The sequence below is a fragment of the Sphingomonas sp. NPDC092440 genome (genome assembly GCF_044754985.1).
GTDB lineage: Bacteria > Pseudomonadota > Alphaproteobacteria > Sphingomonadales > Sphingomonadaceae > Sphingomonas.
Genome location: NZ_JBIVQA010000005.1, coordinates 310,339 through 327,239 on the forward strand (window position 1 = coordinate 310,339; position 16,901 = coordinate 327,239).

15 protein-coding genes and 1 tRNA gene are annotated in these 16,901 nt (G+C 67.8%); 4 read left to right on the plus strand and 12 right to left on the minus strand.

Annotated features, from left to right (window positions below; all coding sequences use genetic code 11):
- Positions 1 to 97 precede the first annotated feature (97 nt).
- Positions 98 to 1,231: an ROK family transcriptional regulator gene (locus tag ACIQCS_RS11085; protein ID WP_345850066.1), complete on the plus strand. Its 1,134-nt coding sequence runs from the start codon at positions 98 to 100 to the stop codon at positions 1,229 to 1,231.
- 120 nt (positions 1,232 to 1,351) lie between these two features.
- On the opposite strand, the gene ACIQCS_RS11090 is transcribed toward ACIQCS_RS11085, so the two are convergent.
- Positions 1,352 to 1,906: a TetR/AcrR family transcriptional regulator gene (locus tag ACIQCS_RS11090; RefSeq protein WP_345850067.1), complete on the minus strand. Its 555-nt coding sequence runs from the start codon at positions 1,904 to 1,906 to the stop codon at positions 1,352 to 1,354.
- 266 nt (positions 1,907 to 2,172) lie between these two features.
- On the opposite strand from ACIQCS_RS11090, the gene ACIQCS_RS11095 reads away from it, so the two are divergent.
- Positions 2,173 to 5,565, plus strand: a complete 3,393-nt coding sequence (locus ACIQCS_RS11095) for an acyl-[ACP]--phospholipid O-acyltransferase (RefSeq protein ID WP_345850068.1) — start codon at positions 2,173 to 2,175, stop codon at positions 5,563 to 5,565.
- Positions 5,566 to 5,708: 143 nt separating this feature from the next.
- Positions 5,709 to 6,509 (plus strand): hypothetical protein, encoded by an 801-nt coding sequence (locus ACIQCS_RS11100; protein ID WP_345850069.1) that lies wholly within the window; start codon positions 5,709 to 5,711, stop codon positions 6,507 to 6,509.
- Positions 6,510 to 6,679: 170 nt separating this feature from the next.
- On the opposite strand, the gene ACIQCS_RS11105 is transcribed toward ACIQCS_RS11100, so the two are convergent.
- From ACIQCS_RS11105 to infA, 5 genes are all read right to left on the minus strand, one after another.
- Positions 6,680 to 6,755 (minus strand) — tRNA-Phe (locus ACIQCS_RS11105).
- A gap of 30 nt (positions 6,756 to 6,785) precedes the next feature.
- On the minus strand, positions 6,786 to 6,971 hold the full coding sequence (locus ACIQCS_RS11110; RefSeq protein WP_345850164.1) for a DNA gyrase inhibitor YacG: 186 nt from the start codon (positions 6,969 to 6,971) through the stop codon (positions 6,786 to 6,788).
- Between the two features lie 19 nt (positions 6,972 to 6,990).
- Positions 6,991 to 7,935: a ribonuclease gene (locus tag ACIQCS_RS11115; protein ID WP_345850165.1), complete on the minus strand. Its 945-nt coding sequence runs from the start codon at positions 7,933 to 7,935 to the stop codon at positions 6,991 to 6,993.
- Positions 7,928 to 8,497: a nucleoside triphosphate pyrophosphatase gene (locus ACIQCS_RS11120; RefSeq protein ID WP_280279512.1), complete on the minus strand. Its 570-nt coding sequence runs from the start codon at positions 8,495 to 8,497 to the stop codon at positions 7,928 to 7,930. Before ACIQCS_RS11120 ends, ACIQCS_RS11115 begins: the two co-directional genes overlap by 8 nt.
- Before the next feature lie 13 nt (positions 8,498 to 8,510).
- Entirely contained in the window at positions 8,511 to 8,729 is a 219-nt protein-coding gene (gene infA / locus ACIQCS_RS11125) for a translation initiation factor IF-1 (RefSeq protein WP_003049127.1), read from the minus strand.
- 235 nt (positions 8,730 to 8,964) lie between these two features.
- On the opposite strand from infA, the gene ACIQCS_RS11130 reads away from it, so the two are divergent.
- Positions 8,965 to 10,353: a hypothetical protein gene (locus ACIQCS_RS11130; protein WP_345850204.1), complete on the plus strand. Its 1,389-nt coding sequence runs from the start codon at positions 8,965 to 8,967 to the stop codon at positions 10,351 to 10,353.
- A 69-nt stretch (positions 10,354 to 10,422) separates the two neighbouring features.
- Here ACIQCS_RS11130 and ACIQCS_RS11135 read toward each other — a convergent pair whose 3' ends face one another.
- The 6 genes from ACIQCS_RS11135 to hisG form a co-directional block, all read right to left on the minus strand.
- Positions 10,423 to 12,603 carry a sodium-translocating pyrophosphatase gene (locus ACIQCS_RS11135; protein ID WP_345850205.1) on the minus strand — a complete coding sequence of 727 codons (2,181 nt, stop codon included), beginning with the start codon at positions 12,601 to 12,603 and terminating at the stop codon, positions 10,423 to 10,425.
- Positions 12,604 to 12,711: 108 nt separating this feature from the next.
- Positions 12,712 to 13,551 carry a thiamine-phosphate kinase gene (gene thiL, locus ACIQCS_RS11140; protein ID WP_345850206.1) on the minus strand — a complete coding sequence of 280 codons (840 nt, stop codon included), beginning with the start codon at positions 13,549 to 13,551 and terminating at the stop codon, positions 12,712 to 12,714.
- A 180-nt stretch (positions 13,552 to 13,731) separates the two neighbouring features.
- Complete coding sequence (gene nusB, locus ACIQCS_RS11145; protein ID WP_280279508.1) at positions 13,732 to 14,193, minus strand: transcription antitermination factor NusB; 462 nt, start codon at positions 14,191 to 14,193, stop codon at positions 13,732 to 13,734.
- A 333-nt stretch (positions 14,194 to 14,526) separates the two neighbouring features.
- The gene (locus ACIQCS_RS11150; protein ID WP_345850208.1) at positions 14,527 to 14,919 is read right to left on the minus strand and encodes a hypothetical protein; all 393 of its coding nucleotides are present in this window, start codon (positions 14,917 to 14,919) and stop codon (positions 14,527 to 14,529) included.
- The gene (gene hisD, locus ACIQCS_RS11155; RefSeq protein WP_345850209.1) at positions 14,919 to 16,211 is read right to left on the minus strand and encodes a histidinol dehydrogenase; all 1,293 of its coding nucleotides are present in this window, start codon (positions 16,209 to 16,211) and stop codon (positions 14,919 to 14,921) included. The genes ACIQCS_RS11150 and hisD overlap by 1 nt, the downstream gene beginning before the upstream one ends.
- Positions 16,208 to 16,861 carry an ATP phosphoribosyltransferase gene (hisG, locus tag ACIQCS_RS11160; RefSeq protein WP_345850210.1) on the minus strand — a complete coding sequence of 218 codons (654 nt, stop codon included), beginning with the start codon at positions 16,859 to 16,861 and terminating at the stop codon, positions 16,208 to 16,210. Before hisG ends, hisD begins: the two co-directional genes overlap by 4 nt.
- Positions 16,862 to 16,901: the final 40 nt, after the last annotated feature.

Below are 16,901 nucleotides of genomic sequence, written 5' to 3' on the forward strand. Positions count from 1 at the left end.
AACTCGCGGCGGCGATGCGCGGTGCGGATGACAGATTTATTTATTTCTGGGAAAATTAATCGCGGACCGTGAATCGGGCTGCTATTGGCCCGGGACGATGAGGCATCCACCGGTCACGCTGCTCGAGGAGGAGAAGCGGCTGCTCTGGCAGCTGCGCACGCTCGGCCCGCAATCGCGGTCTGCCCTGGCGGAGACGCTGCAGATCAGCAACGGCGCCATCTCCAAGCTGACCAAGGCGCTGATCGGGCAGGCCTTGATCGAGGAACTGCCGCCCGAGGCGCTGGCGGGGCGGGGCCGCCCGACGGTGCCGCTGCGAATTTCCCCGGCCGGGGGCTATGCCGTCGGGCTGGCGATCTATGCCGGCCTTCTGGAAATCGCGCTGGTCGATTATGCCGGGGGCGTGGTGTCGCTCACTTCCGAGAGGATCGAGCCCATCGACCCGCATGGTTTCGCCCGCCATGTCGATCGCCGCATCCACGATCTGGCGATCGAGCACCGCCTGCTGGGCAGTCGTCTGTACGGCGTCGGCTTCAGCGTGCCCGGCCCGGCCCTGTCGCGCGACGGCAATCGCTGGCACGTCGTCCGCAACCTGCCCGGCTGGAAGGACGCGCCGCTGCGCACGATCTTCGAGGAAGCGCTCCGGCTGCCGATCTGGATCGAGAATGACGCGACGGCGGCGGCGCTCGCCGAATATTATCTGGGCGGGTTGATCCGGCGCTGCACCACGGCGGTGGTGATCCTGCTGGGGCATGGCGTTGGAGCGGGGATCGTCCATGAAGGCCGGCTGATGCGCGGCGAAACGGGCAGTGCCGGCGAGATCGGCATGTTCTACCCCGGCAACCAGCCGCGCCCGACGACGCTCGACCTGATCGCAACGCTGCAGGCGGCCGGATGCAAGGTCGGATCGCTGGCGGATTTCGCCGAGGCGATCCCGGGATATGAGGCGACGATCGATCATTGGCTGGAACGGGCCGCCGATCAGCTCCTCCAGGCGATCAACTCGGCGCTCGCCTGGTTCGATCCGGGTGCGATCCGGCTGATGAGTCCCTTGCCGTCCGCGATCATGCACGGACTTGCCGATCGGCTGAACCGCCGAGCGATCAAATGGGGCGACCATATCGCGGAGAGCGAGAAGGCGCGCTACGACATCGAAATCTCCCAGCTCGGCGGTGCCGGCTCCGCGCTAGGTGCGGCGCTGCTGCCGATACATGCATCGACCGCGCGAGCATGACGACAGGATGGCTCCATCGCTGCCGAAATACGGCCAGCGATCCTTGGATCTTCGACGCAGCCGAGCGCGCAAGCTGCTGACGGTGCATAGGCAACTGGACGTATCCAGTGGCCGCGCCGGTCATGTCCGTTCGTTGCTGGCCAGGATTTCCGTCACTCTCGCAAGGGCCGCCCCGCGCGGATCATCCACGCCGAGGAGACGGAAGGTTCCCGTGAGGGCAAATGCGCAATGCCCGTGCACGGTCGCGACCAGCGATCGCGTCAGGGCTTCGATTTCCGGAAGCGGTTTGCCCGGAAGTGCCGTCGCCACCTCACGCTCGACGATGTCGGTCAGGCCGGCGCGGAGAACGCGATATTGCTCGGGAATCTCCATGCCCGCGGGCAGGCGATGGTCATAGATCGCCATCCACAGATTGGGATTGTCTTCCGCGAAGTCGAAATAGCCCTCGACCAGCGCGGCGATCCGGTCCGGGCCGGCGACGGCAAGCTTCTCGCCCAGAGCCCGTGCCCACAGGACGAACGTCTGGCTGTTCAGCGCCGTGAGCAGCGCGTCATGGCCGCCGAAGACATTGTGGATCGTGCCGATCGAATATCCGATCCGCTTCGCCACCTCGCGCGCGGAGAAGCCGGAATAGCCGACCTCGGCGAGCAGGCGCTGGCCCTCGGCGAGGATCAATTCCTGCAACTCCCCCCGTGTATGATCGGATCTGCGCGCCACGAAGGGCATATAAGTGGATAATTGATCACTGTCCAATTATTTAATTGATCGATGTTCAATTCCATGACATCCAGTCGCGGTCCGGTGATTCGCCGGGCATCGGAACGGAATCGAAACGGAGTTGTCGCCAATGCAGCCCAAGCTGTTCCTTGGCTTCCCGAGCGCGCTCGGGGATCGCCACCAAGCCGCCGTCGTCGCATAACAGGTTCAGGGGAAACAAAGCCGTGTCCGCACCCGATTTCTCGCTGCTCGCCAAGCGGCGCTTCGGCCCGTTGTTCGTCGTCCAGTTCCTGGGCGCGTTCAACGACAATGTCCTCAAATATGCGATGCTGTTCCTCGCGAACTTCACGATCTTCGCCAATGCACCCGAACAGTCGGCAATGCTGGCAACGGTCGCGACCGGCATCTTCATCCTGCCCTATTTCCTGTTCTCGGCGCTTGCGGGCGAGCTCGCCGACGCCTGGGACAAGGCATGGCTGATGCGGGCGGTGAAGGCCGCCGAAGTCGCCTTCATGGGGCTGGGGCTTGCGGGCCTGTGGTTCCAATCGATCCCGCTGCTGCTGCTGGCGCTGTTCTGCATGGGCCTGCATTCGACCATCTTCGGCCCGGTCAAATATTCGATCATGCCCCAGCATCTGCGCGAGCAGGAGATCATGGGCGGCACCGGCCTGATCGAGGCCGGCACCTTCCTGGCGATCCTTGGCGGCCAGCTGCTCGCCGGCCTCGTGCCGGCCTGGGAAGCCGGCCTGATCGCGACCGGCCTTGCCGGGCTGGGCTTCGCGGTGAGCCTGCTGATCCCCGCGGCACCGCCGATCGGAAAGGTCGCGATCACGCGCAATCCGTTCGTCAGCACCTGGCAGGTGCTGCAGGCCGGGCGCGAGAACAAGGGGGTCTGGCTGTCGATCCTGGGCATCAGCTGGTTCTTTGCGATCGGCGCCGTGCTGGTTTCGGAGTTCCTGCCGCTCGTCTCCGGCAATCTCGGCGGGCGCGCGGAAGTCGTGACTCTGTTCCTGATCGTCTTCTCGGTCGCGATCGCGCTCGGCTCGATGCTGGTCAACCGGCTGCTGCGCGGCGAGGTATCGGCGCGCCACGTGCCGATCTCCGCGCTCGCGATGGCCGTGTTCATGCTCGACCTGTGGTGGGCGACGCGCAGCTTCGTTGTGGTGACCCCGCATGCCGATATCGCGCAGTTCGTTGCGACGCCGGGCAGCTGGCGCATCCTGTTCGACCTGACCGGCATGGCGGTCGCCGGGGGTATGTTCATCGTGCCGCTCTATGCGATCCTGCAGACTAGGAGCCCGCCCGAGGGGCGCTCGCGGGCCATCGCCGCGAACAACATCGTCAACGCCGCGGTGATGGTCGCGGTGGTCGCTGTCGCCACCGCCCTGCTCGCGGCCGGCGTCTCGATCCCCGGGATCATCGGCACGATGGGCTTCGCGACCCTGGCGGTCGCGCTGATCTCGTGCCTGTTGCTGCCCGATACGGTGCTCAAGCATTCGATCCGCGCGATCCTGAAGCTGGTCTACCGCATCGAGGTTCATGGCGGCGAGAACATGCCGCGCCCGGGCGAGCGCGCGGTGGTGGTGGTCAACCACGTCTCCTGGCTCGACGGGCTGCTGCTTGCGGTCTTCCTGCCCGGCAAGCCGGTGTTCGCCGTGAACACCGCGATCACGAAGCGCTGGTGGATCCAGCCCGCGCTCAAGCTGTTCCGCGCCTTCCCGGTCGATCCGACCAACCCGATGTCGGCCAAGGCGATGGTCCGCGCGGTGAAGGAGGGCAACACGCTGGTGATCTTCCCCGAAGGGCGCATCACCGTCACCGGCGCGCTGATGAAGATCTTCGACGGCCCCGGCATGGTCGCCGACAAGGCCGATGCGCCGATCATTCCGGTGCGGATCGACGGCGCGCAATTCTCACGCTTCTCGCACCTGCGCGGCAAGGTCCGCCTGCGCAGCTTCCCGAAGATCGAGCTGACGATCCTGCCGCCGCGGCGCTTCGCGATCGAGGGCGAGATGACCGCGCGGGCACGCCGGGCGATCGCCGGGCGCCGTCTCTACGAAGAGATGAGCACGATGATCTTCGCGACCTCGGATATCGATCGCACGCTGTTCCAGGCGCTGATCGATGCCAAGGACGTGCATGGCGGCAACATGCTGGTGGTCGAGGACATCAAGCGCGAGCCGCTTGGGCTCAAGCGGCTGATCACCGGCAGCCTGGCGCTTGGGCGCATGCTGGAGCGGCGCAGCGCGCAGGGTGAGGCCGTGGGGCTGATGCTGCCCAACGTCAACGGGACGGTCGCGAGCTTCTTCGCGTTGCAGGCGATCGGCCGCGTGCCGGCGATGCTCAACTATACGGCGGGGCTCGCCAACCTGAAGGCGGCATGCCTTGCTGCGCAGGTGCGGACGATCGTCACGGCGCGCGCATTCATCCAACAGGCCAGGCTGGAGGCAGTGGTCGAAGGCCTGGAGGCGGACGGCCGCACGATCCTGTACCTCGAGGACATCGCGAAGGAGATCGGCACCGGCGCCAAGTTGCGCGCGCTCATCGCCACGCGCTTCGCCGGACGGCTGCATCGCCGCCGGAATGTGTCGCCCGGGGACGCGGCGGTGATCCTGTTCACCAGCGGATCGGAGGGTCTGCCCAAGGGCGTGGTGCTCACCCACCGCAATTTGCTCGCGAATTGCGCGCAGCTGGCGGCGCGGATCGACTTCAACTCATCGGACCTGGTGCTGAACGCGCTGCCGATGTTCCACAGCTTCGGCCTGACGGGCGGAACGCTGCTGCCGATCCTCAACGGCATCCGCACCTTACTCTATCCCAATCCGCTTCACTACCGGATCGTCCCGGCGCTGGCCTATGATGCCAATGCGACGATCCTGTTCGGCACCGACACGTTCCTCTCGGGCTATGCGCGGCTGGCGCATGGCTATGACTTCTATTCGCTGCGCTACATCTTCGCCGGTGCCGAGCGCGTGCGCGACGAAACGCGCAAGGTGTGGAGCGAGAAATTCGGATTGCGCATCCTCGAAGGCTATGGCGCGACCGAGGCGGCGCCGGTGATCGCGGTCAACACACCGATGCATTTCCGTGCCGGGAGCGTGGGCCAGCTGCTGCCGGGAATCGAGGCGCGGGTCGATCCGGTGCCGGGGATCGATGCGGGCGGCAAGCTCTCGATCCGCGGCCCCAACATCATGGCCGGCTATATGAAGGCCGATCGGCCGGGCGTGATCCAGCCCCCGGAGGACGGTTGGCATGACAGTGGCGACATCGTCACGATCGACGAGGCGGGGTTTGTCACCATCCGCGGGCGCGCCAAGCGCTTCGCCAAGATCGGCGGCGAGATGGTCTCGCTGCCGGCAGTGGAAGGCTATGCCGCCGCCGTCTGGCCCGAGGCGGACCACGCCGTCGTGAGCCGTGCGGACCCGCGCAAGGGCGAGCAGCTCGTGCTGTTCACCACTCGGAAGGACGCGCGGGCCAGCGAGCTGCAAGGCTGGGCGCGCGAGAATGGCGTCGCCGAGCTCGCGATCCCGCGCGACATCCGCACCCTGGATGCCCTGCCTGTCCTTGGCACCGGCAAGCTCGACTATGTGACGATGGGGAATCTGGCCGCGTCCTGACGCCCCGAGGTCATCGGCAGATCCGGGCGCGCGCATATCGGCTTCGCGCCCGGATAACCGCCGTTCCGAGCGGGCGTTGTTCGAATGCCTTGAAGAGAAATTGACGAAAGCGCGGCAGCGCCGGCCTGATCAGGGGATCCCCGATGGAAGTTGTATATTATTTGCTGGGCTTCGCGGTGCTGATCCTGATGATGGTCCTGCCATTCATATTGGCGGCCATTCTTCTGGCGCTGCTGCTCCTTGGTTCTCTGCGCGTGGCTTCAAGATACAAGCGTGAGCGGAGGGTCGACATTCCTGGCGTCGCAATAATTCTCGTCGGGATCCTGGCGGGCGCGATAACCTATCAATGGCTACAGGGGCCAAAGGCTGAAATGGCGACGCTGCAGCCCCTTGTCGTCGATCGGGAGCTTGCCGCGAAGCTGCCTCGAACCTGGGTGGTGGATTATGGTGCCGTCAATGTCGCATTTGATCTTCTGCCGCGGAAATATGCCAGTCGCGTGTTGAATGCGCGGATCACCGACCCCAGCCTGCTCGCCTCCATCCGGGGGGAATCGTACGATGCGTTCATGGAGGAAATCAGCCTCGTGGACACGCCCTCCTGCAATGCCGTGATCGCAAGCAGGCATCGCAATGCGGCCCGCGCCCAGGAATGCATGATGCATAGCATCGTCGCCAAGGCCGATCTGGCCGCCGGCGGGCCATATCTGAAGCTGGAGCATGAAGAGAAGGGCGATGCCCAGATAGTGAATTTCATGCTGGTCACGGATGCGGGCGCGAGGCCGATCGCGCGCTGCATGGGGCAGGCACCCCGGGAGGCCAACCCCTGGCTCGCCATGGTCAGAAGGGACCGATCGCTCGACGTCGCTTCTTCCATATACAAATGCATTAGGCGCGCGGCCGCCGGTGCCCTGATCCTCGCCATTGCGACGGGCGCGGCGGGATAGGCAAATAAATGGGTCGGTGCCGCGGGACGCGCCCGGGGGTAGGGGGTGCCCGGCTTGCCCCGAAGGATCGCGTGGAGCGGGCCGGTAAGGCGCGCCGGCGCGACCCCATGGGTGAGTAGGCGTGTGCGACCGGTTCGTTACCGTGCGCGATTATTCGCGATGGGAGAAAATGGTGCCCGGGGACGGAGTCGAACCGCCGACACTGCGATTTTCAGTCGCATGCTCTACCAACTGAGCTACCCGGGCATGCCCGGCGAACGCCGGGGAGCGCGCCTCTTAGTCGGGCGAATCGGTGCTGTCCACCCCCGAATGCGCATGGGGATCCACGCGCTCGCCGGGAATGCGATAGCCCTCGCCCAGCCATTGCAGCAGGTCGCGGTCCCTGCAGCCGCGGCTGCAGAAGGGCTTGTTTCCGGTATCGGTCGGCTGCCCGCAGACGGGGCAGGTGTCGCTCTTCGCCATCTTGCTCCTTCGCGCCGGCTCAATCGCCGGCGGACGTGAATGCGGTCACGCCGCCGATTCGCCGCGCCAGCTCCGCCGTCCAGCCGGGTTGCTGGGCGAGGCGGCGGGCGATGTTCCTGGTCACCATATGGGTAGTCGGCGGCGGGGGAGGAAGCCTCTCGATCCGCCGAAGTTCTGCCCGTGTCGCCGCGCCGATCGGGTCGGCGCGCAGCAGTTCGGGCAGCGAGGGCCGGGTGCGCCGCCGGACGATCTGGAGGAAGCCGAAGCCGTTCACCGCGGTGCGCTCGAAAGGCTGGGGCAGGGCGGCGTCGATCGCCTCGGCCACTGCGTTGCGCGCGCCCTTGCCGCTGAGGGTAGGGAAGTCGATGCCGATCGAGCCGGCGATGCCGTGCCGCTCGATCGCCCGCGCCACCGCATGCGCGGCGGCGACCGCCAGCGGCTCGATCGGGCCGGAGCCGTCGACGTCGAACAGCGCCATCGCCGGCGTGGGCGAGAGGCGCAGCGCCCCGCCCGGAAAGGCGATCTCGCCGGTGAGCGCTTCCTCGAGCACTTCGGACCAGCCGGCTTCCTCCAGCGCGTCCGGCGCGTGCGCGCGCAGCATGCGGACGGGAAGGCCGGTGGCGGTGATGCGTTCGAGCAGGCTGGGGCCGTCCGACGGCTCCTCCTCGCTCGGCACCGCCTTGGGCAGCTTGGCCCGGCCGGGCTCCGGGATCGCCTCGCGCACGATCCGCACCCGCAGCTTCGCCCCCTGGGTGATCGCCTGGGGCACATGGTCGCACAGCGCCTCGCCGCCGCCGTCGAGCGCGATCAGCTTGGCCGCCTTGTCGACCAGCCGGGCCTCGAGCACCGCGCCGGCGCGCGGGTGCGTGCCCTCCAGCTCGATCCGCGCCTTCCAGATACCGCCGCGCGAGACGAGCGCGGCGCGGTTCTCGCCGATCCCGGCCTCGTAGAGCCACTCAGCCAAGGCTGTATCCGGCGCTCTCCAGCAGCGCGCGCGTCTCGAAGACCGGCAGGCCGACCACGCCCGAATGGCTGCCGGCGAGATAGCGGACAAAGGCCTCGGCCTTGCCCTGGATGGCATAGCCGCCCGCCTTGCCCATGCCCTCCCCACAGGCGACGTACCAGTCGATCTCGGCCTGGCTCAGCCGCTTGAAGGCGACGATCGTGTCGGAGATGCGGGTGCGTGCCTTGCCGTCGGCGCCGATCAGGCAGACGGCGGACAGGCAATGATGGCGCCGGCCCGAGAGCAGGGCGAGCATGCGGCGCAGGTCCGCCTCGTCCTCGGGCTTGGCGAGGATACGGCGGCCGACCGCGATGGTGGTGTCGCCCGCGAGCACGATCTCGTCCGCGGCACGGGGCACGGCATGCGCCTTGGCGATCGCGACGCGCAGCACATAGGCGCGCGGCGTCTCGCCGGCGCGGACATCCTCGTCGACATCGGGCGCGGCGACGCGCGCGGGTTCGGCCCCGATCCGCCTGAGCAGATCGAGCCGGCGCGGCGAAGTGGAAGCGAGGACGAGCCGCAAGGGCACCGCCCGCTTACTTGAAGCGATAGGTGATACGGCCCTTGGTCAGGTCGTAGGGCGTGAGCTCGACGAGCACTTCGTCGCCGACCAGCACGCGGATGCGGTTCTTGCGCATCTTGCCGGCGGTGTGGCCCAGGATCTCGTGATCATTCTCGAGCCGGACGCGGAACATGGCGTTGGGCAAAAGCTCAACGACCTGGCCCCGCATTTCAAGCAGTTCTTCTTTGGCCAAAAATTACCTCATGGGTGCGCGCGCTGAAAGTGGCGGTGCCTTTACAGTGCGCAAGGAGAAAAGGGAAGGCGGAGAACCCGACAAAGGCGGGCGCCTTGGTCCGATATGGGGATTGCGCCGGTTTCCGCCAGTTCCGGCCGGTTTGATCGCTGGATGCGCGGGCTTTGTCGCCGCTCGATTTGCGGCGCGGGGACGGGCTGTATCTCCCGCTGCCGATCATTCGGGAGTCGGGAAAATGCGTCCTTCGTTTCTGCTGGGCTCGGCGCTGTGCGTGCTGGCCGCCTTCAGTGCCGCCGATGCGCGGGCCCAGTGCCGCGACCGGCTCGACCGCGCCAACCACAATGCCCGCGACATGCCCGCCGGCACGCCCTATCAGGTGCACGACGCGCTTTCCGACAATTCGCTCATGGCCGAGGAAGTGGTCACCAGCAATCCGGCCGAATGCCTGAAGCTGGTGACACAGATGGAGGCGCTGATGCGCCGCCACGGCAAGGCGATCGTCGAGGAATCGGGGGCACCGGCCGCCAGCGCGGCGGCGCGGCCCAGGACATTGGAAGAGCTCTTCCCGTCCACGCCGCGCTCACAGCGGCTGGCGCAGATGCGTGTCTCGACCGGGGGCCAGACCCGGGCCGATGCGCTGGCGCTCAACGAATATGCCAATGCCAGCCGGGCGCTGGGCTTCGCGGTCTATGGCGCTGCCATCGAGACCAATCCCGCTGCCGCCGCTGAGGCCGTGTCGGTTACGGACAGGTCCGTCGCCGCGGCCGAGGCGACGCAGGAAACCATGATCATGATCAACCAGGAAGGCGATGTGCTGCACGCGCAGCTCGAGGACGCCTTTCGCGAGCTGGCGGCAGCCCAGCGCGCGCAGGATCGGTTCGTGCAGGAATATGGGGAACTGGCGGCGCTCTCGAAGGACGCCGCCACCAATCCGTTGAAGCGGCTGGAGGCGGCGAAGCGCAACCTCAAGAATGCGACCGATCGCCTGAACAAATGGATCGAGCGCAATCTGGAGGAGGGTTTCGCGCCGGGCTATCTCGGCGCGATGCGCGTGCTGGAGGCGCGCTACAAGCCCAGGTTCGAGCAGATCGAGCGACAGTGCGAGAAGATGCGGCAGGACGCGTTCCAGAAATTCGCCCAGGCCGCGATCCAGGGGAAGAAGACGACCGCAGTCGAGGACGCGGGGAAGGCATGCTCGCAACTGGAAAGGCCGCTCAAGGAGCAGTCGCAGCGCGAGGAAGACGAGCTCCACAAGAAATACAGGCTGCCGGAGAAGGCGGACGAGACGGGCGAAGAGGAGCCGGAGAAGAAGCCCACGCCTCCCAAGGCGCCGCCCAAGGCTCCAGTGAAATCTCCCAAGGCCCCGCCGGCTCCGACGGTTCCCGCGACGCCGCCGACCCCAGCGACGCCGCCGGCAGCGGCCCCTCCCGCGCCCGCCGCGCCGGCCCCGGTCGATGATCTGCTCGCGCCGTTGACGCTGCAGCCAAAGGCTCCTGCCACCCCCGCGACCCCGCCGACCCCGCCGACCCCGCCAACCCCCGCGACGCCGCCGGCAGCGGCCCCTCCCGCGTCGGCCCCGGTCGACGATCTGCTCGCGCCGTTGACGCCGTCGAAGCCGAAATAGGGCTCCAGGCACGAAGAAGGCCGCCGGATCGCTCCGGCGGCCTTCCGCTTTTCAGCCTTGGGGTGAAGATCAGCCCGCGGCGTGGCCCGCCAGCGCGGCGAGCAGCAGCAGCGCCACGATGTTGGTGATCTTGATCATCGGGTTCACGGCCGGGCCCGCGGTGTCCTTGTAGGGATCGCCCACGGTGTCGCCGGTGACCGCCGCCTTGTGCGCTTCCGATCCCTTGCCGCCGTAATTGCCGTCCTCGATATACTTCTTGGCATTGTCCCACGCGCCGCCGCCCGACGTCATCGAGATGGCGACGAACAGGCCCGAGACGATCACGCCGAGCAGCATCGCGCCCACCGCCGCGAAGCCCTGGGACTGGCCGGCGACCGCGGTGATGATGAAGTAGATCGCGATCGGGCTGAGCACCGGCAGCAGCGACGGAACGATCATCTCCTTGATCGCCGCCTTGGTGACGATGTCGACCGTGCGGGCATAATTGGGGCGGCTGGTGCCGGCCATGATGCCCTTGTCCTGCGCGAATTGCTGGCGGACGTCCTCGACCACCGCACCCGCCGCGCGGCCGACGGCGGTCATGCCGAAGGCGCCGAACAGATAGGGCAGCAAGGCGCCGAGCAGCAGGCCGACGATCACGTACGGATTGCTCAGGGAGAAATCCACCGGCACGTCCGGGAAGAACTCCTTGAGGTCGGTGGTATAGGCGCCGAACAGCACCAGCGCCGCGAGCGCGGCCGAGCCGATCGCATAGCCCTTGGTCACGGCCTTGGTGGTGTTGCCCACCGCGTCGAGCGCGTCGGTCTTGTGGCGGACTTCATCCTCCAGCCCGGCCATCTCGGCGATGCCGCCGGCATTGTCGGTCACCGGGCCATAGGCGTCGAGCGCGACGACCATGCCGGCCAGCGCCAGCAGCGAGGTTGCGGCGAAGGCCACGCCGATGATGCCGGCGATCTGGAACGACGCGATCACCGCGACGACGATGACGAGCGTCGGCAGCGCGGTGGATTCGAGGCTGATCGCCAGGCCCTGGATCACGTTGGTGCCATGGCCCGTCACCGAAGCCTTGGCGATCGACTTGACCGGGCGATACTGGGTCCCGGTGTAATATTCGGTGATCCACACCAGCAGGCCGGTGACGGCCAGGCCGATCATCATGCAGATGAACAGGCTCCAGCCGGTGAATTGCGGGCCGGCGATCAGGCCCTGCGCCGCCTCGGCGGTCACATGGTCGCTCGGCTCGAGGAAGGTGCCGGGATCGATGGCGAGGCCGCCGATCGCCGCGTTCATGTCGCCCAGCGTATATTGGGTGACGAACCAGATCGCCGGGACCGAGAGGATCGCGGTGGTCCAGAAGCCCTTGTAGAGCGCGCCCATGATCGACTGGCTCTTGCCCAGGCGGACCATATAGGTGCCGATGATCGACGTGATGATGCACACGCCGCCGACGATCAGCGGCAGCGACATCAGCTTGAGCAGCAGCTCGTCGGGCAGATTCTTCACCAGCAGCGCGATCGAGACCATGGTGAGGCCGAGCGTCACGACATAGGTTTCGAACAGATCGGCGGCCATGCCGGCGCAGTCGCCGACATTGTCGCCGACATTGTCCGCGATCACGGCGGGGTTGCGGGGATCGTCCTCGGGGATGCCGGCCTCGACCTTGCCGACCAGGTCGGCGCCCACATCGGCGGCCTTGGTGAAGATGCCGCCGCCCAGGCGCGCGAAGATCGAGATCAGCGAGGCGCCGAAGGCGAGGGCGGTCAGCGCCTCGATCACCTTGCGGCTGTTGGGCGCGAGCCCGGAGGGGCCGACCAGGTACCAGAACAGCACGGCGATCGCGAGCAGGCCCAGGCCCGCCACCAGCATGCCGGTGATCGCGCCCGAGCGGAAGGCGAGGGTGAGGCCGCCCTGCAGCGAGGTGCGCGCCGCTTCCGCGGTGCGGACATTGGCGCGCACCGAGATGTTCATGCCTACGAAGCCCGCCGCGCCCGAAAGCACGGCGCCGACGAGGAAAGCGATCGTCGAAAGCGTCCCCAGCGTGAAGAACAGGACGATGGCGACGGCCACGCCCACCACGGCGATCGTCATATATTGCCGGCCGAGATAGGCCTTGGCGCCTTCCTGGATGGCAGCGGCGATGCTCTGCATCTTCTCGTTGCCCGCCGGCGCCTTCAGCACCTGCTGGCTGGTCAACAAGCCATAGAGCACTGCGAGCACGCCGCAGGCTATGGCGATGTACACAATCGTCATGCGTTCAAGCCCTTCCCCTATTGGATATCGAGCCGCGCCGGTCTGTGTGCCGGTTTAAAAGGCCCGGTATGGGGAGGCTATCGAGCGGTTGCCCATAGCGCAAGCGGATCAGCGATGCTGGTAGCCAAGCGCGAAATCGGGCGCCGCGCCGTCGAGCAGCAGGGAGGCGCTCCCCCGCTCCGTCAGCGTGCCGATCCGCGTGGCCGCCACGGGCGGCACGAAATCGGCGGGCGCGGCGAACAGCAGCTCGTAATCGTCGCCCCAGGTCGCGGCACGCAGCGGATCGGCGCCCGGGGCGACGGGCAGGGTCGCGCGCGCGATCTCGGCGGTGCAGCCGCTCGCCTCGGCCAGGCGGGCGGCGTCGAGGAGGAGGCCGTCCGACACGTCCATCATCGCATGGACATGCGGCGCCAGGGCGCGGCCCTCGGCGAGGCGCGGGCGCGGGCGGAGATAGGCGGCGCCGTCCCCCGCCTCGAAGCCCAGCATCGCCGCGCCGATCGTGCCGGTCACCCATAGCGCGTCGCCTGCCCGCCCGCCGTCGCGGCGCGGCACGGCGGCGCCGGCGCGGCCGATCGCGGTGCAGCCGAAGGTGGCGGGGCTGACCGAGATGGTGTCGCCGCCGAGCAGCGGCACGGCATATTCGGTGAGGATCGCGCGCAATCCCTCGACGAAGCGCTCCGCCCCGTCCAGCAGCACGGCGCCGACCAGCACGCCCAGCGGCGCGGCGCCCTTGGCGGCCAGGTCCGACAGGTTCACCGCGACCAGCTTCCAGGCGATGTCGAACGGATCGGTGCCGGGGCGGTAATGCACCCCCTCGGCAATGGCGTCATGGGTGAGGATCAGCGTCTCGCCGCCGATCGCCAGCGTCGCGGTGTCGTCGCGCAGGCCCTCGGCGCCCGGATGGAGGGGGAGGGTGCGCAGGGCCGCGATGAACTCGGCTTCGTTCATTTCAAATCCTCCCCGAGCTCGTCTCGGGGAGGGGGACCATCCGAAGGATGGTGGAGGGGCCGTGCCGAAGGCGCGGGGGTCGGTTGCCGATGTGGAACCGTCGCTGGCGCGACGACCCCTCCACCACGCGACTGCGTCGCGCGGTCCCCCTCCCCGAGCGGAGCTCGGGGAGGATTTGGATCAACCCCGGACTTCCTTCGCCACGGCATCGAGGATGCCGTTGACGAAGCCCTTTTCGCGGCGGTCGTAAAAGGCGTCGGTGACGTCGAGATACTCGCTGATCGCCGCGCCGACGGGCACGTCCTTGCGCGCCATCAGCTCATAGGTGCCGGCGCGCAGGATCTGGCGCATCGGCTTGTCGAGCCGGTCGAGGCTCCAGTCGGCGGTCAGCTTGGTGGCGATCATCCGGTCGATCTCGTCGCGGCGCTCGCTCACGCCGACCACGATGTCGTCGAAAAAGGCGATATCGGCCTCGGCATATTCCACGTCCTCGATCGTCGCGCCCAGGCGATGATTGTGGAACTCGTGGAGCAGCGCCGGGATCGAGGTCGCTTCCATCTCGTGCTGGTACAGCGCCTGCACGGCGGCGAGGCGCGCGGCGGCGCGCGCCTTGGAACGGGACTTTGCTTGATGGCTTGGCATGCTGCGCCCCATAGGTATGTTCGGTCGATATGGCAAAGCGTGTTGCGTGAAGCGTGCCATTCCCCTCCCTGCAAGGGAGGGGCTAGGTTGAGAACCCACACAAATATTTGATTTTCTACCGTCATCCCGGCCTTGAGCCGGGATCCCGCTTCTTCTTCCGTCAGCAAGGCAGCGGGACCCCGGCTCAAGGCCGGGGTGACGAAGGAGGAATATGAGTCCTCAACCTAGGGGTGGGTGGAATGCTCGCCTATGGTAGCCGGAGGATGATGGGTGGCCGTATCGCCAGGTCTCCACCCACCCCCGACCCCTCCCTTGCAGGGAGGGGAGAAGCGCCTAGCCGCGCGGCCAGGCCCTGAGCGGTTCCCGCGCGGCATAGTCGCGGCTCTCGGCATTGCCCGCCTGCACCTCGATCACATGCTCCGGCCCGAACGGCAGCTCGGTGCCGAGCCAGAATTCGTCATTCTCGTCGATGTCGGGCTCGTTATCGAGCAGCCCGAAATAGCCGCCGCCCTGCGCCGCCTCGCGCACCACCACCCACATCCGGTCGGTGATCGGCTCCTCGTCTTCCTCCACGGCGATCAGGAAGATCAGCTTGGCGAAATCGCCCGGCTTCAGGCTGGACCGGGTCTGCTCATCCGGAATCTCGAAGGTTTCGGCATCGAGCGCATGATAGTCGGCGGCGCTGGCCAGGCACCAGCCGTCCTCGTCGAGATCCGGCGCGCGCATCACGCCTCCCGCAGCCGGATCGCGACGGACTCGGCATGTGCCGGCAGCCCCTCGGCATGGGCGAGCGCCACCGCCGCCGGGCCGATCGCCGCCAGCCCGTCGCGATCGAGCGACAGGAAGCTGGTGCGCTTCATGAAGTCGAGCACCGACAGGCCCGAGGCGAAGCGCGCCCGGCGGCCGGTGGGGAGGACATGGTTCGGGCCCGCGACATAATCGCCCACCGCTTCGGGCGTGTAGCGGCCGATGAAGACGGAGCCGGCATGGCGGACCATGTCGAACAGCGCTTCGGCATCGTCGCAGGCGAGCTCGAGATGCTCGGGCGCCAGGCGATCGACCAGCGGCATCGCGGCGGCGAGATCGGGCACCAGGATGATCGCGCCATTGGCTTCCCAGCTCGCCCGCGCGGTCCTCTCGGTCGCGAGCCTGGCCAGCGCGCGCTCCACTGCCTCGGCCACCCGGTCGGCGAAGCCGGCATCGTCGGTGAACAGGATCGACTGGCTGGTCGGGTCGTGCTCGGCCTGGCTGAGCAGGTCGGCGGCGATCCAGTCGGCATCGTTCCGGCCGTCGGCGACCACGACGATCTCGCTCGGCCCGGCGACCATGTCGATGCCGACCACGCCGTAGAGCTGGCGCTTGGCCTCGGCCACCCAGGCATTGCCCGGTCCGGTGATCACGTCGACCGGCGCGATCCTGTCGGTGCCATAAGCGAGCGCGGCGATCGCCTGGGCCCCGCCGACGCGCCAGATCTCGTCGACGCCGGCCAGGTGCGCGGCGGCGAGGACGAGCGGGTTCACTTCGCCGTCCGGCGTCGGCGTCACCATCACCAGCCGGCCGACGCCCGCCGCCTTGGCCGGCAGCGCATTCATCAGCACCGAGCTGGGATAGGCGGCCCGGCCGCCGGGCACATAGACGCCCGCCGCGTCCACCGCCCGCCAGCGTGCGCCCAGCCTGATGCCCTGCGCGTCGATCTCGTCGCGATCCTCGGGCTTCTGCTTCGCATGATAGGCGGCGATACGCTCGGCGGCGAGCTCCAGCGCATCGCGCAGCTGGGGGGATAGCCCCTCCCAGGCGGCGAGGCAGTCGGCGCGGTCGAGCTTCCAGCCCTGGGCGTCGAGGTCGAACCGGTCGAAGTGCCGGGTGAGGTCCCTGAGCGCCGCATCGCCCTCGGCCCGGACCCGGGCGACGATCGCGGCAACGTCGCGCGCGACGTCCGCGTCGGCCTCTCGCCGCGCGTCGACCAGATCGGTGAACGCCCGGGCGAAGCCCGCGTCGCCGGCGTCCAGCCGGATCATTGGGCCACCGCCCGGCGGAACCCGTCGACCAGCGGCACCACTTCGGTCGCGCGCGTCTTGAAGGCGGCGCGGTTGACGATCAGCCGGCTGCTCACCTCGGCGATCACTTCCACTTCGACCAGCCCGTTCTCCTTGAGCGTGCGGCCCGAGGAGACGAGGTCGACGATGCGCGGCGCCAGCCCCAGCACGGGCGCCAGCTCCATCGCGCCGTTGAGCTTGATGCACTCCGCCTGCACGCCGCGCGCCTCGAAATGGGCGCGGGTGATGTGCGGATATTTCGTCGCGACGCGGACATGGCTCCAGCCGCGCGGATCGTCCCGCTCCGCCAGATCGGCCGGCTCGGCGACCGAGATGCGGCAATGGCCGATCCCCAGGTCCACTGGCGCATAGAGCTCCGAATAGTCGAACTCGGCGAGCACGTCCGAGCCGACGATGCCGAGCTGCGCGGCCCCGTGCGCGACGAAAGTGGCGACGTCGAACGCCCGCACGCGGATCAGGTCGATCGCGGGCGTGTTGGTCCGGAAGCGCAGCGCGCGGGAGCCCTTATCGGCGAAGTCCGGCTCGGGCACGATGCCGACACGGGCGAGCAGCGGCAGCGCCTCGTCGAGGATGCGGCCCTTGGGGACGGCGAGGATCAGCGGTTCGGTCATCGAAGGCGGGGCTTTACTAGGGGCACCCCATGGGCGCAAC